General features: G+C 25.5%; 21 protein-coding genes and 1 rRNA gene. 21 read left to right on the forward strand and 1 reads right to left on the reverse strand.

Annotated features, from left to right (window positions below; translation table 4 throughout):
• From EXC65_RS04655 to lpdA, 6 genes are all read left to right on the forward strand, one after another.
• Complete coding sequence (locus tag EXC65_RS04655; RefSeq protein WP_129719443.1) at positions 1-2,379, forward strand: ATP-binding cassette domain-containing protein; 2,379 nt, start codon at positions 1-3, stop codon at positions 2,377-2,379.
• A 139-nt stretch (positions 2,380-2,518) separates the two neighbouring features.
• Positions 2,519-2,776: a hypothetical protein gene (locus tag EXC65_RS00010; RefSeq protein WP_129719444.1), complete on the forward strand. Its 258-nt coding sequence runs from the start codon at positions 2,519-2,521 to the stop codon at positions 2,774-2,776.
• A 176-nt stretch (positions 2,777-2,952) separates the two neighbouring features.
• The gene (gene pdhA, locus EXC65_RS00015; protein ID WP_129719445.1) at positions 2,953-4,065 is read left to right on the forward strand and encodes a pyruvate dehydrogenase (acetyl-transferring) E1 component subunit alpha; all 1,113 of its coding nucleotides are present in this window, start codon (positions 2,953-2,955) and stop codon (positions 4,063-4,065) included.
• Positions 4,065-5,072 (forward strand): alpha-ketoacid dehydrogenase subunit beta, encoded by a 1,008-nt coding sequence (locus tag EXC65_RS00020; protein WP_129719446.1) that lies wholly within the window; start codon positions 4,065-4,067, stop codon positions 5,070-5,072. Before pdhA ends, EXC65_RS00020 begins: the two co-directional genes overlap by 1 nt.
• A 78-nt stretch (positions 5,073-5,150) precedes the next feature.
• Positions 5,151-6,095, forward strand: coding sequence for a 2-oxo acid dehydrogenase subunit E2 (locus EXC65_RS00025; protein ID WP_129719447.1), 945 nt, complete (start codon positions 5,151-5,153; stop codon positions 6,093-6,095).
• A gap of 3 nt (positions 6,096-6,098) precedes the next feature.
• Entirely contained in the window at positions 6,099-7,991 is a 1,893-nt protein-coding gene (lpdA, locus tag EXC65_RS00030) for a dihydrolipoyl dehydrogenase (protein WP_129719448.1), read from the forward strand.
• 193 nt (positions 7,992-8,184) lie between these two features.
• On the opposite strand, the gene tsaD is transcribed toward lpdA, so the two are convergent.
• Complete coding sequence (tsaD, locus tag EXC65_RS00035) at positions 8,185-9,123, reverse strand: tRNA (adenosine(37)-N6)-threonylcarbamoyltransferase complex transferase subunit TsaD (protein ID WP_129719449.1); 939 nt, start codon at positions 9,121-9,123, stop codon at positions 8,185-8,187.
• Between the two features lie 84 nt (positions 9,124-9,207).
• On the opposite strand from tsaD, the gene rrf reads away from it, so the two are divergent.
• The 15 genes from rrf (at position 9,208) to EXC65_RS04430 (ending at position 20,979) form a co-directional block, all read left to right on the forward strand.
• Positions 9,208-9,315, forward strand: a 5S ribosomal RNA gene (gene rrf / locus EXC65_RS00040).
• 32 nt (positions 9,316-9,347) lie between these two features.
• Positions 9,348-10,181 (forward strand): DNA-binding protein WhiA, encoded by an 834-nt coding sequence (gene whiA, locus EXC65_RS00045; protein WP_129719450.1) that lies wholly within the window; start codon positions 9,348-9,350, stop codon positions 10,179-10,181.
• 76 nt (positions 10,182-10,257) lie between these two features.
• Positions 10,258-11,769, forward strand: a complete 1,512-nt coding sequence (locus EXC65_RS00050) for an APC family permease (protein WP_129719451.1) — start codon at positions 10,258-10,260, stop codon at positions 11,767-11,769.
• 201 nt (positions 11,770-11,970) lie between these two features.
• Positions 11,971-13,026 carry a phospho-furanose lactonase gene (locus tag EXC65_RS00055; protein WP_129719452.1) on the forward strand — a complete coding sequence of 352 codons (1,056 nt, stop codon included), beginning with the start codon at positions 11,971-11,973 and terminating at the stop codon, positions 13,024-13,026.
• Positions 13,027-13,076: 50 nt separating this feature from the next.
• Complete coding sequence (locus EXC65_RS00060) at positions 13,077-14,843, forward strand: PTS ascorbate transporter subunit IIC (protein ID WP_129719453.1); 1,767 nt, start codon at positions 13,077-13,079, stop codon at positions 14,841-14,843.
• An 84-nt stretch (positions 14,844-14,927) separates the two neighbouring features.
• Entirely contained in the window at positions 14,928-15,215 is a 288-nt protein-coding gene (locus EXC65_RS00065) for a PTS sugar transporter subunit IIB (protein WP_129719454.1), read from the forward strand.
• Position 15,216: 1 nt separating this feature from the next.
• Entirely contained in the window at positions 15,217-15,696 is a 480-nt protein-coding gene (locus EXC65_RS00070) for a PTS sugar transporter subunit IIA (protein ID WP_197724528.1), read from the forward strand.
• 24 nt (positions 15,697-15,720) lie between these two features.
• Positions 15,721-16,377: a 3-keto-L-gulonate-6-phosphate decarboxylase UlaD gene (locus tag EXC65_RS00075; RefSeq protein WP_129719455.1), complete on the forward strand. Its 657-nt coding sequence runs from the start codon at positions 15,721-15,723 to the stop codon at positions 16,375-16,377.
• The gene (locus EXC65_RS00080) at positions 16,352-17,224 is read left to right on the forward strand and encodes an L-ribulose-5-phosphate 3-epimerase (protein WP_129719456.1); all 873 of its coding nucleotides are present in this window, start codon (positions 16,352-16,354) and stop codon (positions 17,222-17,224) included. Before EXC65_RS00075 ends, EXC65_RS00080 begins: the two co-directional genes overlap by 26 nt.
• Complete coding sequence (locus EXC65_RS00085; RefSeq protein WP_129719457.1) at positions 17,217-17,936, forward strand: L-ribulose-5-phosphate 4-epimerase; 720 nt, start codon at positions 17,217-17,219, stop codon at positions 17,934-17,936. Before EXC65_RS00080 ends, EXC65_RS00085 begins: the two co-directional genes overlap by 8 nt.
• Positions 17,914-18,792, forward strand: coding sequence for an HAD family hydrolase (locus EXC65_RS00090; protein WP_129719458.1), 879 nt, complete (start codon positions 17,914-17,916; stop codon positions 18,790-18,792). The genes EXC65_RS00085 and EXC65_RS00090 overlap by 23 nt, the downstream gene beginning before the upstream one ends.
• On the forward strand, positions 18,792-19,259 hold the full coding sequence (locus EXC65_RS00095; protein ID WP_129719459.1) for an MPN499 family protein: 468 nt from the start codon (positions 18,792-18,794) through the stop codon (positions 19,257-19,259). The genes EXC65_RS00090 and EXC65_RS00095 overlap by 1 nt, the downstream gene beginning before the upstream one ends.
• 169 nt (positions 19,260-19,428) lie before the next feature.
• The gene (locus EXC65_RS00100; RefSeq protein WP_129719460.1) at positions 19,429-19,836 is read left to right on the forward strand and encodes a hypothetical protein; all 408 of its coding nucleotides are present in this window, start codon (positions 19,429-19,431) and stop codon (positions 19,834-19,836) included.
• A gap of 349 nt (positions 19,837-20,185) precedes the next feature.
• Positions 20,186-20,707, forward strand: a complete 522-nt coding sequence (locus EXC65_RS04425; RefSeq protein WP_165001302.1) for a hypothetical protein — start codon at positions 20,186-20,188, stop codon at positions 20,705-20,707.
• A 110-nt stretch (positions 20,708-20,817) separates the two neighbouring features.
• Positions 20,818-20,979 (forward strand): hypothetical protein, encoded by a 162-nt coding sequence (locus EXC65_RS04430; RefSeq protein WP_165001303.1) that lies wholly within the window; start codon positions 20,818-20,820, stop codon positions 20,977-20,979.
• The last annotated feature ends 101 nt before the right edge of the window (positions 20,980-21,080 follow it).

Raw genomic sequence — 21,080 nt, forward strand, 5'->3', positions numbered from 1 at the left:
ATGGAAAATAATAAAAAAATAGTTTTAAGTGTTAAAAATCTAAAAAAATATTTTCAAAATAAAAACTCAATTACAAAAGCAATTGATGGTTTATCTTTTGATTTATATGAAGGTGAAATTTTAGGTCTAATTGGTGAATCTGGAAGTGGTAAAACAACTGTAGGTAGATCTCTTATAAGATTAATTGAAGATAAAAATGGTCAAGTTATTCTCAATAATGAAATTATTACTGGTAAAAAAATTTCAAGAAAAAAAGATCGTTTTTTAAGAAAAAATATGCAAATGATTTTTCAAGATCCACATGCATCTTTAAATCCACAAAAAAACATTTATTCTATTTTGAAAGAGCCTTTAAAAGTTAATAATGTAATTAAAGAAAAAATGCAGGATATTTTTTCTGATTGAGAAAACATAACAGATAATTTTAAATATGAATTTATTAAGAAATATCATCAAATTAAATTAGATAATAATAATATTATTATTCAAAATGCTGAAAATTATTTTGGTGATTGAAGAAACACATTTCGAAAAATTAATTTTAATAAAATTTATCATACAACAAAATCATATGAAGAAGTTTTTAATTCATTTTATCTTTATATAACACAAAGACAGTTTTATGAATCTAATGCAATAAATCAACTTTATAAAAATTCATCTAAGCTTTTATCTTTTTATTTTGAAAAACAAAAAGATTATCGTGAAAAGAAATTTTCTTTTGATGAAAAAGATTTAGTTGAAACAAAACAAGAATTACTATTTAGAAGAAAATTACTTTATGATACAGAAGAAAACTATAATAATAAAGAAAAATTAAAAAAATTAAAAAAATTATTAAAAGAAAAAACTGAAGAATATAAAGAAAATATAAGTAATTCTAATAAATATTTAAAAAATTTTATTGATCAATTTAAAAATGAAGCATTGTTAAACAAAAATCAAGCTTATAGCCAATATGATTTTTATGTTTTCTCTAATTTTTACAAAAAATATTTAGTTAATAAAAAATCTAAAAATATTTTATCTAAAAAATATTATTCAAAAAATAAAGAACATTTATTAAAAAATTTAAAGTATTTATCTATTGAAAACATTGATGATTTAATTAAAAAAATTCAATATTTTAATGAAGATACTTTAAAACTTTTTGCAAATAAATATGTAAAAATTATTGATGAAAATAATCTTATTTCTTTATCTACTAAAGACTTAGAAGCAAAAATTATCGATGAATATGAAAAACTTGATTTAAGTTATTATTTTGAACTAGCTAATAATGCTAAGAAAAAATTTGAACAAGAAATTGCTGAAATAAAAGAAGAAATTTTGTTTGTTAACTCAAAAATTATTAAAACCAAAAGCCATGAAAAATATAATTTATTAAAATATCAACTTGCAGATAAAAAATATAAAAAAGCTCAATGTGTGTTTAAAAGTGAACTTAATAAATATTTAGTAAATTTTAATGCTTGATTAAAACAAATTCAAAATTTAATTTCGTTAAAAGATAAAGAAATTATTAAAATTCATGAAAAACAAAAGGAATTAGATCGCCATTATCGTGAAATCTATCAGAAATTTTTAATTTGATTAAAAAATAAAATGCTTGATGAAAAACATGATAAAAACTTTATAAAATCTATTATAAATCATTTCAAACAAAAAAATAATGATAAAAAAGATAATTTTAAAAGATATGATGAAGAAATGGTAGAAATAAATAAACTTTATTATAAAATATTATTTTTATTAAGAATACATAACAACAAACTTAATTGAAACACTAAAAAACAAATTAAAAGTATTCTTTATAGTGAAACAATATTTAATATTTTAGAAGAAGTAGGTTTATTAAGACAATTTGTTTATCGTTATCCACATGAATTTTCAGGTGGGCAAAGACAAAGAATTGTTATTGCAAGAGCTCTAATTAGTGAACCAAAAATAATTATTGCTGATGAGCCAATTGCTTCCTTAGATATTTCAATTCAAGCGCAAATTGTTAATTTATTAAAAGAAATTGTTGCAAAAAAGAAAATTTCAATGATTTTTATAGCTCATGATTTATCAATGGTTGAATATGTAGCTGATAAAATTATGATTATGCATTTTGGTAAAGTTGTAGAACAAGGTAATGTTAAAGAAATTTATGAAAATCCAAAACACCCTTACACAATTAATTTATTCAAATCAATACCGAAAATTTCAAATGCTAATATTCCTTTTATAGCTTCTGAATTTCAAAATAATTACTTAATTGAACAAACACAAGAACAAAATCCTATTATTACAAAACAAGTTAAAAATAGTGAAAGCCATTTTGTAAGTGGTACAGAAAAACAATTAAAAGAATGATTAAATAATGAAGAAAATTAATTATTTTTGAAAAAAATACATTATTAAAAAAATAACAAAATGAGATTATTCATTTATTTTTATATGGTTTATTATTTTTTTAATAATGTTTTTATTATTAATTTTTTCATTTAATAAACTGGTTTGATATAAAGCTGCCATGATTATAGCAGGATTAAATATTGCTAAATTGTTATTTACAATTATTTTGCGTTTAGGTTTGTTCGAAACTTTTAGTTTAAAAAAACAGATTTATAGTTATAACAAAGAAATAAAACAAAAAAAACATGACCAAAAATTAGATGAACATTTAAAAAAATATTATGTAAATAAAAAAAATAAAACTAATTTAAACTTGCTTATAGATTTTTTATTAGCAATGCTTTTATTTATTTTATCTTTACCATTTGAAATTTAAATATAACTTTTTTAGTTTTTCAGTATAAAAATATTAAATTTAAAGTATAATAATTTTATAAACATTATTAAAAAAAAGATCTAATTTATTCTGCTTTATAATATATTTTTTATAAAAAGTTTTATTAATGTTTATATTTTTTTTGAAAATCAAAAGGAGAATTAAAGAAGAATTATATGGAATTTAAATTTGTTAAACCAAAACATGTAATGTTAAGTAAAAATGATTTAATTCGTTTTATTGATATTGATGGAAACTGAATTAAGACAGTTGATAAATCATTTGATCCTAAATTATCAAAAGAAGAATTAATTAAAGCTTATAAAACAATGGTTTTATCAAGACAACAAGACACATACATGACTCAACTTCAAAGACAAGGTAGAATGTTAACATTTGCGCCTAACTTTGGTGAAGAGGCGCTACAAGTAGCTTCAGCTATGGTGTTAAAAAAAGAAGATTGATTTGTACCAGCATTCAGATCTAATGCAACTATGCTTTACATGGGAATGCCTATGAAAAATCAATTATTATATTGAAATGGAAATGAAAGAGGAAATGTTGTTCCTGAAGGAATTAATTTATTACCTATTAATATACCAATTGGAACACAAACATCACACGCAGCAGGAATTGCATATGCTGCTAAATTAAGAGGAGAAAAAGCGGTTTCAGTTTCATTTATTGGAAATGGTGGGACAGCTGAAGGTGAATTTTATGAAGCAATGAATATTTCTTCAATTTGAAAATGACCAACAGTTTTCTGTGTAAATAACAACCAATGATCAATTTCAACACCAGATCACTTAGAAACTGGTTCTGAAACTATTGCTGCTAAAGCACACGCAGCAGGTATCCCTGGTGTTAGAGTTGATGGAAATGACTTTTTTGCTTCTTATGCAGTTATGAAAGAAGCTGTTGAGTATGCAAGAGCTGGACATGGACCTGTTTTAGTGGAATTTGTAACATGAAGACAAGGGCCACATACCACTTCAGATAACCCAAGAGTTTATAGAACTGAAGAAGTAGAAAAAGAAAATGAAAAATGAGAACCATTCCACAGAATGGAAAAATATCTTTTTGACCACGGTTATTTAACTGAGGAAGAAAAAACTAAAATTTGAGATGAATCAATGGAATATGTAAAAGAACAATACAATGAATCATTGAAAGAATTAGATATGGACATTGAAGAAATTTTTGATCATACATATGCAGAATTACCAGAAGAATTACAAGAGCAAAAAGATGAAGCGATTGCTTACTTCAAATCAAAGGAGGCTAAATAATGTCAGATAAAAAAATTGCTTTAAATAATATTGGTGCAGTTACAAATGCAATTGATTTAATGATGGAAAAGGACAAAACTGTTGTTCTTTGAGGTGAAGACTCTGGTTATGAAGGTGGGGTTTTTAGAGCAACTGAAGGGTTGCAAAAAAAACATGGAGTAGAAAGAGTGTTTGATGCTCCTATTGCTGAAGCAAGTATCATGGGAGTTGCTGTTGGTGCAGCTATTAATGGCCTAAAACCTATTGCTGAAATGCAATTCCAAGGATTTGCTTACCCAGCTTTCCAACAATTAATGACTCATGCTGCTAGATATAGAAATAGAACTAGATCAAGAGTTACAATTCCTTTAGTACTAAGAATGCCAATGGCTGGAGGTGTTAGAGCTCTAGAACACCACTCAGAAGCTATTGAAGCATTATTTGCACACATTCCAGGATTGAAAGTTGTTATGCCTTCAACTCCTTATGATACAAAGGGATTATTGATTGCAGCTATTAATGACCCAGATCCAGTTGTATTTTTAGAACCTAAAAAAATATATCGTTCATTTAAACAAGAAATTCCTGAAGGTATTTATGAAGTGCCAATTGGAAAAGCTAATGTTTTAGTACCTGGTGAAAGTATTACTGTTGTAACTTATGGTGCACAAGTACATGAGTGTTTAGCTGCTCTTAAAGAGTTAAAAGAAAAACGTTCAGATATTAGTGTTGAATTAATAGACTTAAGAACAATTAAACCAATTGATACAACAACAATTGTTGAATCAGTTAAAAAAACTGGAAGACTTTTGGTTGTTCATGAAGCTGTTAGATCATTCTCAGTGTCAGCTGAAATTATTTCAAGAGTTAATGAAAAAGCATTTGAATTTTTATTAGCACCATCAGCAAGATTAACTGGTTATGATATTACAGTTCCACTAGCACGTGGTGAAAATTATCATGCAATTACAGCACAAAAAGTTGTTGATAAAATAATTGAAGTGGTAGATTGAGAACCAACTGAATAATAAAAAAACATTGTTTTATAAATAAATAAGTTAGAATTTAAATTAATAATTTTTAAAACACAAAAGAAAGGAAAAAACATGACTAAACCATTAGTAACCCCTATTGCTAGAGCTGTTGCTAAAAGATTAGGTGTTGATTTAAACCTAATTACACAAGGTAGCGGACCTAACAATAGAATCACTAAAGATGATGTTATTGCTTTTAGTCAAAAGCAAATGTCTAGTAGTACAACTGTTACTACTCAAGCTCCAACTCCTGAGGTAGTAACTACTACAACTGCTACAACTACATCTACAGTTTCAAATCAAAGTTCAACTTTAGAAACTAAAAGAGTTAAAATTACTCCAATTAGAAAAGCCATTGCAAAAGCAATGATTAATTCAAGAGATAATGTTGCTTACTTCAGTTTGGTTAACGAAATTGATGTAACAAAATTATGAAACTTAAGAAAAGAAATTGTTGAAGATGTTCAAAAAACAACTGGTGTAAAATTAACATTTTTACCATTTATTGCAAAAGCTATACTAATTGCTTTAAAAGAATTTCCAATTATGGCAGCTAAATATGATGAAGCTGCAAATGAAATTGTTTATCCAGCTACATTAAACCTTGGAATTGCTGTTGATACAGAAACAGGATTAATGGTACCTGTTGTTAAAGATGCACAAACTTTAAGTATGACTGCACTTGCAGCAGAAATTAGTCGTCTTGCGCTAGCAGCTAGAAACAAAACTATCAAAGTAACAGAAATGCAAAATGGTTCATTCACTATCACTAACTATGGATCAGTGGGTGCTTTATTTGGAACACCTGTTATTAATTATCCTGAACTTGCTATTGCTGGTGTAGGAGCTATTGTTGATAGAGTTGTATTCAATAAACAAGGTGAAGTAAAACCAGCTAAAGTAATGAATATTACAATTTCAGCTGACCACAGATGAATTGATGGTGCAGATGCTGGAAGATTTATCGCAAGAGTAAAAGAGTTGCTTGAAAAACCAGAAGTTTTAGGAGTGTTATAATTTATGCATAAGTTTAAATTCGCTGATATAGGTGAAGGATTACATGAAGGAGTAGTTGCTGAAATCTATAAAAATGTTGGGGATGAAGTTAAAGAAGGTGATTCACTTTTTTCTGTAGAAACAGATAAAGTTACTTCTGATATACCTTCTCCAGCAACCGGGAAAATTGTTAAGATTTTAATGGCAGTTGGAGACACAATTCATGTAGGACAAGAAATTTATTATATTGATGATGGATCAGGCGACACAGAAGAAACAACTGAAACAGCTTCAAGCCAAGAAGTTGTTAAGGAAGAAGCACCTCAAGAAGGTGGAGCTTCTGTTGTAGGAGAAGTAAAAGTATCAAATGATTTATTTGATCTTTCAGCATTTGTCTCTCCAAGCACTTCATCTGAAGCAAAACCTGCAAAAAAAACATTCAATCGTTTTGCTAAAAAAGATAGACCTACCAAAACCACTGCAACTACATTAACAAAACCTGGAAAAGAAACTGGTAAGTTATATGATAAAAACATTACAGAAACATTTGATGTTATTGTAATTGGTTCAGGTCCTGGTGGTTATTTAGCGGCTGAAGAAGCTGGTAAAGCAGGACTTAAAACATTAATTGTTGAAAAAGAGTTTTGAGGTGGTGTTTGTTTAAATGTTGGATGTATTCCAACTAAAGCATTATTAAAAACAGCTGAAATATACCATAGTGTTAAACATGCTCATGAATATGGTATAGTAGGACAAGTTGATGTAAAAATTGATTGAAGCAAAATGCACGAGCGTAAATCAAAAGTTGTTAGTCAACTAACAAACGGAATTCAAGCTTTAATGAGAATGAACAAAGTAAAAACAATTTTTGGTAGTGCAAAATTTGTTGGCGCTCATGAAATTGAGGTTGAAAATAAAGTTTACCGTGGAAAAAATATTATTGTTGCAACAGGTTCATCTGATCGTGAATTAACACTACCAGGTTTTGAACAAGGTTACAAAACAGGTAAATTAATTACTTCAAAAGAAGCAATTAATTTAAAAGAAAAACCAAAATCATTAACAATTGTTGGTGGTGGTGTAATTGGTGTTGAATTTGCTCAAATTTTTGCTGCAGCAGGAACAAAAGTTGTTATTATTCAAAATATGCCTACAGTATTAGCTATGTTAGATCAAGACATTATCAAACAAGTTTCTAGCGACTTAAAAGAATTAGGTGTTGATGTTATAACTAATGCTAATACAACAAAATTTGAAAATGACACACTATATTATGAAGTGGATGGAAAAGAACACTTAATAAAATCAGATGTTACACTTGTCTCTGTCGGTAGAGTGCCTTCATCTCTTGGTTTAGAAGAAGTTGGAATAAAACTTGGTTCTAGAAAAGAATTATTAATTGATGAATTCTGTGAAACTAATGTTGAAGGTGTATATGGAATTGGTGATGTTGTTGGTCAAGCAATGTTAGCTCATGTTGCTTATCGTCATGCTGTTGTTGCTGTATCAAATATCTTGAAGAAAACAGTTAAATTTAATGCCAAAACTGTTCCAGCATGTATTTATACAAGTCCTGAAATTGCCAGTGTAGGACTAACAGAACAACAAGCTAAAGATGCAAAATTAGATTTCATTAGTGTAAAACACCAATTTTCATTCATTGGTAAAGCATTAGCAGCTAACGAGCCAAAAGGGTTTGCTAAATTTATTATTGATAAAGAATATGGTGAAATTATAGGTTGTCACATTATTGGTGGAACAGCAACTGATTTAATTTCCGAAGTTGTTTTAGCAATAGAAAATGAAATTTCAATTTATGAAATTGCATCAGCAGTTCATCCACATCCAACATTTAGTGAAGTATTGTGAGAAGCAGCAAGAAGTGCTGTACATCAGTTAGAAAAATTTAAAAAATAATTTTATTTATTTATAACAAAAAAAGCAGTCATTACGACTGCTTTTTTTATCATCTAATTAAATTCAACTTTACATTTTAAAAATATTTTTTTAAAAAAGTAACTAAAAATTATTTTTTATTAAAACTTAACATTTTATTTTTTAATATACAAATTTTATACATTTAAAATTAAACAAAAAATAGTTAAAATTGTTATTTTAATTTATAAATTATTTCTGCAGCTTTTGCAATCATAGCTCCATTATCTGTGCAATATTTTAAATCAGGAATTAAAGCATTTTTATGTAATTTTAAAAATTCTTGCCTTAAGTATTTATTAGCTGAAACACCGCCTGACAACACAATAGAATTAACTTTATATATATTTAAAGCTTTTTTAAAAACATCTAACAAATAATTAATTGCTGTTTTTTGAAAACTAAATGCAATTTCATTAACTGGAATTTCGATATTTTTATTTTGAAAATTGTTAATTATATTAATAACTTGTGTTTTAATGCCACTAAATGAAAAATCAAATTCATTTAATATTTTAGGTGTTGTTAGTTTTATTTTGGATTCATAATCAGTTTTAAATTCATAAAAAATTTTATCAATTAATGGTCCACCTGGAAAACCAAGATTTAATTTACGTGCTACTTTATCATAAACTTCGCCAATTGCATCATCTTGAGTTTCACCAATTATGGTTATATCATTTTCATTATTTGCTAATAAAATTTGAGAATGTCCACCTGAAGTGAGCAAACCTAAAGCAGGGTAAATAATATCATTGTTAATAGCAGCGGAAAAAAAATGACCTTTTAAATGATTTATAGGCTTAAGTGGTTTATTTAATGCAAGTGATAATGCTTTTGCAAATAAATAACCTATTTGTAAAGCACCTATCAATCCAGGTTTATTAGCATATGCAATGTAGTCAATTTTTTCTAGTGAAATAATTTTTTTAATTTCTTCTAATATAATAGCTATATTACTTGCATGTTCTCTTGAAGCTAATTCAGGAACTGTCCCACCAAAATTTTTATGCAAATCAATTTGACTAAAAATTATATTGGCAATAATTTTTTTGTCTTCTAAAATTGCAAGCGATGTGTCATCATGTGTTGATTCTATACCTAAAATAATCATTTTTCTCCTTGTTTTTTTGTTAAATAATAAACTAATTATAAAAAAAATATTTGTTTTTTTAAAAAAAATGTGTATAATAATATCAATAGTAGCCATAGCAAAGGTGAGCACCTGATACCATTCCGAACTCAGTAGTTAAGCCCTTTTACGCCGAAAATACCTGAAATAAGGGAAGATAGGGAGCTACTTTTTTTTATTTTTTTGTTTGTCAGGAAAGGTGAATAATGACTTTTAGCCATCAAATAAAATTAGAAATTTTAAATAAAAAAATGAAATTAAGTTCATTACTTTCATTTTTAAATGGTTTTCTTTTAACTTCTTGTGATGTAAAACAAAAAGAAATTTTAATTAAGATTAATAAGTCTAATATTTCATCAATTTTAAAAGAAAAAATGCAATTTTTAAAAATTGACTATAAACCTTATCCAAAAAATAAAAACTGATTTTATATTAATAAAAAAGATATTAAAATTTCTATGCAAATAAAAGAACCAAGGTATTTTTTTGCTGGGGCATTTTTAGCTGGTGGGACTATATCTAATTATAATTCCACATCATATCACTTACAAATTACAACATTAAATAAAAATATTGCATTATTAATGGTTAATAAATTAAATAAATATGATTTTAATTTTCATCTTATTTCCAAAAGTAATAAATATGTCATTTATGAAAAAAAATCAGAAAATATTTTAGATTTTCTAAATGCAATTGGGGCAATGGAGAGTTTTCAAACTTTTTTTGATATAAAAAGCATAAGAGATATAAAAAATAGTGCTAATAGAATAGCTAGTTTAGATGTTTATAACCAAAAAAAATTAGTTGACGCCTCAAATAAAATAATTGAAAATTATGAATTTATAGTTAAAAATAATCTTGAGCATTATTTTGATGAACAACAATTAATTTTTTTTAAATTAAAAAAAGAAAAACCTTTTTTAAATTTAAATGAAATAACTAATATTTTAGCAACTAAATACAAAATTTTTAAAACTAAAAGTGCTCTTAATCATTGAAATATTAAGTTAAAAAAAATTGTTGAAAAAAATAAATAATTTTAATTACAAAAAAAATAAATAATGTTATAATACTATTTTTTATATAACAAAAAGAAAGGATATATTTTTTTTAATGTTAAAACAAACAAAGAAATTTGGTTTTTTCATTGCTTTAACCATGCTTATTGGTTCGGTTGTAGGAATTGGGATATTTTTTAAAAATAATTCAGTTTCAAAAGCCACTAACCATGATGGTTGAACATGATTAATGGCATGAATTGTTGGCGGTATCATTTCTTTTGCTGCTGCTTTGAATTTTTCAGAGATTGGTACATCAAAAATTCCTAAACTCAATGGTCTTTCTTCGTGAATTTATAGAGTTAAAGGAGCTAAAGTTGGTTATGCTATTAATGTAACTTTTATAATATTTTATTATGGTATTTTGTTTAGTGCGTTAGGCATTTTTTTAGCAGAAGCTATTTTATTTTTTTTAGGCTCTTTAGGTGCAATAAATCTTAGCAATGTTCCTTTTTGAGTGGCTGCACTTTTAGGCTTTATAATGGGTGCATTTATAGTTGTAACTAACATATTTTCAACAAAATCATCTGGATTAATTCAATCAACAACAGTTATATTAAAATTTTTACCTTTAATTGCTTCTGTATTTATTGGTATAATATTTTTTAAAAGTAATAATTTAAATAGTGAATTAAATAGTGAAAGTTTTAATGCTTTTATTAATAAAAAAAGTTTTTTCAGCTTTAAAGGTTTAATAGTTGCGCTACCCGCTATTTTATTTGCATATGATTCATTTTTAATTGTTGGGAGTATTTCTTCAAAATTAAAAAAACCAAAAAGAGATCAATTTTTAGTAATTTTAGTTGGTATGTCAATTGTTATTACATTATATTCATTAATAGCAATATCTTCAATATTACATAACCAAGGTGTTATTCATAAATTAATAGAAACTTCACTTCCAAAGACAGCCGCTAACTTTATTTTACCTATAGTTTCATTTTTTATCATGGTTTCAATTTTTGGGACATATAATGGTGTTACATTAGCATTTTTAACAGAATTAGAAACAGCTGCTAAAGTAGAAACAATATTTGGAATTAAATTTTTAAAAAATAAATTTGGAATTACAAAAACAAAATTTATTTACGTTTTTGCTTTATATTTAATTGTTTTTGTAATTTCTATATTACCATCCATCATTTTAAATAATGATCGTTTAATAGATGGGGTAACAAATTATCCAACTATTTTCTTTTTTATGGTTTATGCATTTAATGTTGTTGTTTATACAATTAAAAGAAAAAAAATTACAGAAACCACTAAATTAAATAATATTATTTTTTACACTGCAGCGTTAATTTTTGTAATAGGGATTTCAATAATTGAAGTAACATATTTTGTTTTATTAATAAGTGATGTATTTAATGAAAATTTTGAAACAACATGAGGTTTATTTATTGATGGTGACGCTTCAACTATTCCATCATATGTTGGATTGTTATTTTACTTTTTGATGTTAATTTTTGCAATTTCAATTCCATTTTTAAACTTTTATCTTGAAAAATTAATTTTTAAAAGAAATATTATTAAAGAATTAGAACAAAAAATTCAATTATCAAAATAATTTTTTATTTTAAGAAAAATAAAATTTTAATTTATATTTTGCCTCATCATTTTTTGATGAGATTTTTTTTATTTTTTGATTAAAAAAATTTTTATTTATTAAAAAAATGGTATTTTTTTATTTTTTGCATAATTATTTCATCTTTTAAAATTTAAACTTTATAATATAAAAGTGTAAAAAATAATCTAGAAAGGAGAAAAAATGTTTAAATTTGCACGTACAGTTTTAGGTGATATTGATCCTAAAAATTTAGGAGTTGTAGATTGCCACGACCATTTAATTAAAAATTATGGTCCAGAAGCGCATGAACATCCTGATTTTGTTATGCTTTCAATAGAAGCAGCAGTAAAAGAAATGGAGGAATATGTAGCTAAAGGTGGTAAAACAATGGTTACAATGGACCCACCTAATGTAGGTAGAGATGTTCAAAAAATGTTAGAAATTGCTAACACTTTAAAAAACAAAGCACATATTATTATGGCTACTGGTTTCCATAAATCAGCATTTTATGACAAAGGAGCTTCTTGGCTTTCGCTAGTTCCAATTGAAGAAATAACAAAAATGATAGTAGCTGAAATTGAGGAAGGAATGGATGAATATAACTACAGCGGTCCTGTAGTTAAAAGATCAAAATCCAAGGCTGGCATTATTAAAGCTGGAACAGGTTATGCAGCTATTGATCGTTTAGAATTAAAATCATTAGAGATTGCAGCTCGTTCTTCAATTACAACAGGTGCGCCTGTTCTTGTTCATACTCAGTTAGGGACAATGGCTTATGAAGCAGCACAACATCTAATTGATTTTGGGGTTAATCCTCGTAAAATTCAACTTTCACATTTAAATAAAAATCCTGATAAATATTATTATGAAAAAATAATTAAGGAATTAGGGGTAACACTTTGTTTTGATGGTCCTGATCGTGTTAAGTATTATACAGATGCAACATTAGCAGAAAATATTAAGTATTTAGTTGATAAAGGGTTACAAAAACATATCACTATTTCATTAGATGCAGGACGTATTTTATACCAAAGAAATTATGGTCTTACAAAAGGAAAACAAACTTTTGGATTAGGTTATTTATTTGATCGTTTTATTCCTTTATTAAGACAAGTAGGGGTTTCTCAAGAGGCGATTGATGATATTTTAATCAATAACCCAAGAGAAATATTAACCTTTGATGAAAAAAGAACATTTGATTATTCTAAAGTTAACCCAAGAGTTTTAGAACTTAAAAAAATACTTAAAGTTGAGTAATTTACTTTAAGTATTGAATAAATAAAAAAAAAAAAAAAAGAAAGGATAAAATGAAAAGTTTTTTAGAAAAAAGTAAAAAAAATAAAATTTTAATTGGTTGAATTTTATTTTTGGTAGCTAATTTAATCATCTTTTTCACTTCGCTTTTAGTAAAAGCGTCACAAGGGTCATGAACTAGCGAAGCTTGAGTTAATGCTTTTAATTTTACAATTAAAACTATTTACTTAGATAACTTTTTAAAACAACCAGCATTAGTACTTGGATTTTTAGTCTTTGTTGGTTATCTAATTATTGGCCGTGGCTTTCGTGAGTCATTTATAGGTGCACTTAAAACAATAATTGGATTTTTATTATTAGGCATTGGTTCAGGTATTCTTGTAGGTATGGCTAAACCAGTGTTTGAAAATATTAAAGAATTAGGGGGTGGTGATATTGTCCCACTTGATCCTTATTTTGCTTTAGCTAATGCAAACGCATATTTAAGAGGTGGTCTAGTTTCAGCTATTGCCTTTACAATGTTAGTTGCTTTTGCCATTAATATTGTTTTAGTTTTATTGAAAAAATGAACTAATATTAACACATTAATGGTAACAGGTCATATTATGTTACAACAATCAGCTGTTGTTACAACAATTTTCTTTGTTTTATTATTTAGAGGGTATGATTGAAACTTAGCAGAAGTACAAATTCCATTAATTTTAATTTCAGGTATTTTTACAGGTGTGTATTGAGCTGTTGGTTCTTCATCAACTCTTAAAATTACTAACAAAGTAACTGAAAATGCAGGATTTGCAATTGGACACCAACAAATGTTTGGTATTGCAACTTCATATAAATTAGGTAGATTTTTTGGTAAAAAAGAAGATACTGCAGAAAATCGTAAATTACCTTCATATTTGAAAATATTTGAAGATAATATTTTTACTCAAACAGTAATAATTTTATTATTATTTTTAGTATTATTTATAATTTTAATTGCAAGTAAACCAGGAATTATTAATGATAATTTCAATGCATTTAAAGAAATCAAAAATGGAGATGGAAAAACAGTATTTGGTAAAGGATTAGAAGCATGAAATGGAACATTTAAAGATGCAAATATTGTGTTTTTAATTATTGGTGGTTCATTAAGAATAGTAGCTGCTTTAATTGCTTTAATCACAGGTGTTAGAATGTTCATTACAGAACTTCAACAATCATTCCAAGGAATTAGTGAGAAAATAATTCCAAATTCAGTGGTTGCTGTTGACGTTGCAGCTGTTTATGGCTTCAGTATTAACTCTGTAACTTATGGATTTTTATCAGGGGTTATAGGGCAATTCTTAGCTGTATTTATTGTTATAGGTCTTACATCTATTCCAAACCAAAACATTATTACATTAACAATTCCGTTATTTATAACATTATTCTTTAACTCCGGTTCATTAGGAGTTTATGCAAATGCATCCGGAGGATGAAAAGCAGCTTTACTTGTTCCAGGAATTATTGGTTTTTTAGAAATAATTATTATTTCATTTGCTTTAAAATTGGTAGCTGTTCAAGGTGAGGCTTTCCCTCATAATATTGTTAATAATAAGCCAGAATTTACAGAAAATCCAGTAAAAGATGGATATATTGGTATGGCAGACTGAACATTATTCTTCGGTGTATTTATGTTGTTTGCAGCATGAAATACATATTTAGCATGAGTAATTATTGTAATTACAATTGTTGGTATGTTAATTTTAGCTCAATTAATTGACACAGGAATGCAAACCAAACAAACATACTTCCAAAAACTTTTTAGAATAAAACCAGAATTAGTTGTTCATAATTAAAAAAAGTTAATATAAAAAACATAAAATATGGAAATAAATTTAACATATGTTAGTTTATTTCCATATTTAAAAAAGGAGAAAAATATGAATCCATTAAAAATTGTAGCAGCTTGTGGCAATGGAATGGGAACATCTATGTTAATCAAGCTTAAAGTGCAAAAAATTGCTAAAGAATTAGGACTTGAAGCATCTGTTGAAGCATTAAGCATGGGTCAATCTAAAGGAATGACTAATAGTGTTGATATTATCATTACTTCAATCCATTTAGCTCCAGAATTTAGAACTGATCAAAAGGCTAAAATTATTGGTGTTAAAAATTTAATGAATGAAGCAGAAATTAAAGAAGCATTCAAAAAAGCATTAGGACTATAATATGGCAAAAATTAATTTATTAGAAATTTTAAAAAAACATAAAACAGTTAATTTAAATTTAGAAGCCAAAGATTGAAAAGAAGCTGTTTATTTAGCAACTAAACCATTAATTGATAAAAACTTAGTTTTAAATTCATACTATGAAGCAATTATTAAAAGTACAGTAGAGCATGGGCCATATTATATTATTGCTGATAATTTAGCAATGCCACATGCAAGTAGTGATTCAGGAGTTAATGAAAATTCTTTTTCATTAATTACATTAAAAAAACCTGTTTATTTTGATAATGATGAAAGACCTGTAAGAATTTTAATAACTTTAGCTGCAACTTCGCCAGAAGTTCACACTTCAGAAGCACTACCACAAATTGCTGCTGTTTTTGAAGAAGAAAAAACAATTAATGAAATTTTAAATGCTAAAAATGATGAAGAAGTTTTTGCTATTATTGAAAAAATAGATTTCACAAAATATTTATCATAATAAAAAAAGTAGATAAGGAATAATATGGCGTTACCTTTATTACAAATAGCACTTGATAATTTAACTATTAAGGATGCTATTGAAATAGTAGAAAAAGTTGAACATGATATTGATGTGATTGAAGTTGGAACAATACTTTTAGCTTCAGAAGGAAAAAAAGCAATTGTTGAACTAAAAAAACGTTTTCCAAACAAAATTATTGTAGTTGATGGAAAAATTGCAGATGCAGCAAAAATTTTTGGAAAAATGTTTTTTGATAATGGTGGTGATTTTACAACTGCTATTTGTGCTGCTGAAACAGCAACAGTCAAAGAACTTGTTGATTTATCTAAAACATATAGTTCATCAAAAGAAGTTCAAATTGAAATGACATCAAATTTTACTTGGGAACAAGTAAAACAATGAAAAGAAGTGGGAGTAACACAAGTTGTTTGACATAGAGCACGTGATGCCCAAGCTGCAGGGAAAAATTGATCAGATAAAGATTTAGAAATAGTAAAAAAATTAGCAGATATGGGCTTTAAAGTTACTGTAACTGGTGGCGTCACTGTTGAAGATATAAAACTTTTTAAAGATATAAACATTTATATCTTTATAGCAGGTCGTTCAATTCGTGATGCCCAAAATCCATCGCAAGCTGCAAAGGAGTTTAAAAATGAGTTCAAAAAATACTGAAATTAAAAGACTTGTAGGTATTTATGAAAAAGCTATTAATGCTAAATTTGATTGAGAAGAAAAAATCCAAATAGCTAAAAAAGCAGGTTATGATTTTATTGAACTAAGCATTGATGAAAGTAATGCAAGATTAAGTCGTTTAGACTGAGATGATAAAAAAATTAATAAATTAAGAAATGTATTATTTTATCATAACTTTTATTTTAATTCTATGTGTTTGAGTGCTCATCGTCGTTTTCCTTTTGGTTCAAAAGATGAGAAAGTTAGAGAAAAAGCTTTCGAAATCATGGAAAAAGCTCTTATTTTAGCTAAAAAATTAGGAATAAGAATTATTCAAATTGCAGCATATGATGTTTATTATGAAAAATCCAATAAAGTATCAAAAAAACGCTTTATTGAAGGTATGAAAAAAGCTGCACAACTTGCCCAAAAATACAGCATTACACTTGCTTTTGAAACAATGGATACAGCTTTTGCAGGAACAATAACTAAGTGTATGAATTTTCTTAAAGAAATTAATATGCCTAATTTTTATATTTATCCTGATATTGGTAATTTATCTCAATTTACAAAAGATGTTGAAAATGAAATTACTCTTGCTAGTGATAAAATTGTTGCCTTCCATTTCAAAGATACAACAAAAAAAGTTTTTAAAAAAATAGAATGAGGCCAAGGAAGTGTTAATTTTCCTAAAGCACTTAGAGCAATTAAAAAAATTAACTTTAAAGGTCCGATGTTAATAGAGATGTGATCAGAAAACAAAAGTGATGAAACTTTGGAAGAAAATGTTGATAAATTAGTTAAAGCAAGAAAGTTTTATAATTTACAATGAAAGAAGGCTAAATGTGAATAAAGAAGAAATAGAACTTTTAAAAAAAGAAGTTTTTGAAGCAAATTTACTTTTACACAATTATAAATTAGCAATTCATACATGAGGAAATGTTTCAGGTATTACTAAAGATCGTAAATATATGGTAATTAAACCTAGTGGTGTTAGTTATGAAACTATGACATATAAAGATATGGTTGTTGTTGATTTAGACAACAACATAATTGATTCAAAAAACAATCCTTCTACAGATACACCAACACATACATTAATTTATAAAAATAACCCTAAAATTAAAGGAATTGTTCATACTCATTCACCTTATGCTGTGGCCTGAGCACAAGCGGGAAAAAATATTCCACTATTTGGAACTACTCATGCTGATAATTTTTATGGTCCTGTGCCATGCACAAGAGAATTAAGTGATGAAGAAATAAATGGTGAATATGAGCATAATACAGGTTTGGTTATTTTAGAACATTTCATTAAAAACAAAATTGATTTTAGTGCAATGCCTGCTGTGCTTGTAAAAGAACATGGACCTTTTACTTGATCAGATAAAAGTTCAAAAAGTGCTGTGGACTTAGCACTAACACTTGAAGAAGTAGCTAAAATGGCTTTTTTTACTCAAATAATTAATCCAAAAAAAATTTCTGCAAATAAAACATTACAAGAAAAACATTATTCACGTAAGCACGGGGTAAATTCGTATTATGGACAAAGCAATAAAAAGTAGTTTCAGCATAAAAAAAGATGTAAAAGTTGTTTTTTCCGATCTTGATGGTACACTTTTACAAAGTGATAAAAGTATTTCACCTAACAGCATCCAAACAATTATTAAGTTAAAAAACAATAATAAATTATTCGGTGTTGCTACAGGAAGACCATATTATTTTGTTAAGAAAGAAATCACTTTACTAAAACCAGATTTTCCAATTATTTCATGTAATGGAGCTTTGATTTTTGACTATAAATTAAACAAAGTGATTTTTTACAATAGTTTTACAAAAGATCAAGTTAGTTTAATTTGAAATATTTTAACTAAAAATAATATTACATTTTTAGTTTATCAAGTAGATAAAATGCAAGGTTATCATCCTGAAGCAAAAGTATCAAAATGATTTAAATGAGTTGAAGATACAATTAAAAGTCGTGATAATGAGCACAAACCAGAATTTGTTATTCTTAATAAAGAACAACAAAAAAATTTTTTAAATCAAGAAAATAAAATTGTTAAATTTTTAATGATTAAAACAGATAGTAATGAATTAGATTTAGAAAAAGCTTTAAAAGAACTTAATGAAATACCTGGGATTTATGCTGTTCAATCACACCCTGAAGTTGTTGATATAATGAGAAATGAATCAACAAAAGGTACAGGAATTGAAATGCTTGCTAAAAAATATAATTTTGACTTAAATAAAACTTTAGTTTTTGGTGATGAAAGCAATGATATTTCTATGTTTGAAAAAGCTAAATATTCTGTTGCAATGGAGCAAGCTCCTGTTAATGTAAAGAAAGTTTCTACTTTTATCACTAAATCAAATGATGAAGATGGAATTTTTCATTTTGTTGAAAAACACTTTGAGTAATGAAAACAGTGATCAAAATTAACGAAAATATTGATGGTTATTGATTAGTGCCACAATTTTGAAGAGTTTTTGCTTCATCAATTTCAAAATCAAGATTAGCTAAATTTAGAACTCTTGAAGATTTATTCATTCAAAGTCAATTAGCAGAAAAAAATGCAATTCTTTCTTTTAATGGTGATAAAAATTTTGAAAATTTAAATAAATGTTTAAAATTTAAAAAAATAGATTTTCAAATTAATTATAAAGAATGAATAAATCTTACTAAAGATTCGATTATTAAATTTAATATAATTGAGAATGTAGTTGTTCATTTAGATTTTAAAAGTTTTAAACATTTATATGCTGGAAGAGTTCCTTTTTTCAATCTAGAATGATATAAAAAATTTTATGAAGAAAAAAAGAATTTTCACGATTCAAATAAGTTATTGCATATTAAATGAAGATATTTTGGATGAGAAATTCTTTAATTATTTTAAAAAAAGAAAAAAATATATAAAAAACCAAAAGAAATTTACTTTTTTATTTTTTTTGGTTTTTATTTTTTATTTAATTTATAATGAAAATGTGTGGCAAAAAATAATATACATAATACACACAATTTATTATTTTTATTTTTTTAAAAAAGGGGTTATATTTATGAAAACCATATTAAATTTAATTTCAACATTAAATGACATTACATATGTTCCAAGTGTTTTTGCATCACCTATAAATAACGAAGCTACAGATAAAAAAAATATTGAAAACAATATAAATTTGTTTTTAAATTCATTAGATGAAACAAATGCACAAAAATTCAAAATTGAATATGTTAAAAAAATACAAGAATTAAGCAATTTTAATTACAAAGATTTTAATTTTATTTTTAAAAAATTAGTTGATGAAGTTAATGAAAAAGAGAAACATTTACTAAACTATAATGCTTTAATAATAAACAATAATATATATAATAGCAATTATGACAACAACGATGATGAAGATGATGGATATTATTCTTCAAACAATAGTTCATATTTTAATATGTATATAGGATCTTCTTATTAAAAAAATGAATAATATAGACAAAAATAAAAAAAACTATAAATTAAAACTAAAATTAAATATTTTTCTTTCTAATTTATTTCTTTTTCATATTATAGCATCACTTATTTTGCTTCCTTTAATTTTTGAAGTATTTTTTTTTCTTAACAAAAGTAAAGAACATACAGTCAATTTAATATTAGCTGTTTATGTATTTTTACCTATTTCAGTTATTTTATGTTTATTTTTTTTAATAATTATTATTATTTGGTTTTTTATATATGTTAAATTGAAAAAAACTATTTTTCACTTCATTCAAACAGAACAAGTTAATTTAAATTTTCTGAAATTTAAAAAAATTAATACAATTTGAATGAATTGTTTATTAAATGCCAATATAGATGTAAATTTTTTAAAATTTACAGATTTAAAATTGATCTATAAAAAAATATATTCTATAAATCAAGAAGAAACGCTAGGTGAAATTGAAGAAAAAAATTTATTAAAAATTTTAAATTTAAAAGTAGAATTAAATAAATTTAGTTTAAAACAGTTATTATATTTCATTTTTTCTTTATTTATATTTTTTTTCTCTATTTCATTTTTTATCAATTATATAGAATGAAGTGATTTCAAAAAAAATGGTTTAATTTTATTATTTTGTTGAATATTAGCTATTGCTTTTGGTTTTATAATTTTTTATTTATGCATAATATTATCTTTTAGGAAAAAACTTAATAGTTATATTAAACATCTTAGAACAAATGAAAAAATTACAAATAATTATATTAAAATTAAATCAAAAAAAAATATTTTAAAAGATTTGTTAATTTTATGACATTTTAAATATGATATTCTAGATGATGATGTGTTTCATGATGTTGAATCTAAATAACATATTTTTTGCAAATGAATAAAAAATAAATAATTTTAAATTTAGTAAAATATTTATCTAGTAAATTTTCACAATTTAATTTTGTAATACAAGGTAGTTTTGACAATAACATGTTATCAAGAGAAGCAAATGATTTAGACTTGTTATTTTATTCAGAAATTAAAGATATTTATACAGTTACAAAATATTGGGAGGATTTTAAACAAGAATTAAATGTTTTAGAAATAATTTATGAAACATTAGTTTATAAAAAAATAAAAATTAAGAAATAATCAAATAATGCTTCCTACACTAAACGAAACAGCTTTTTTATTTGAAAATTATTTCCAAATTTTTTATTTTATTTTAAATTTAATGATTTAATTTTTTAGCA

It is taken from the genome of Mesomycoplasma neurolyticum (genome assembly GCF_900660485.1).
In the GTDB taxonomy this organism is placed as follows: Bacteria; Bacillota_I; Bacilli_A; order Mycoplasmatales; family Metamycoplasmataceae; genus Mesomycoplasma_A; species Mesomycoplasma_A neurolyticum.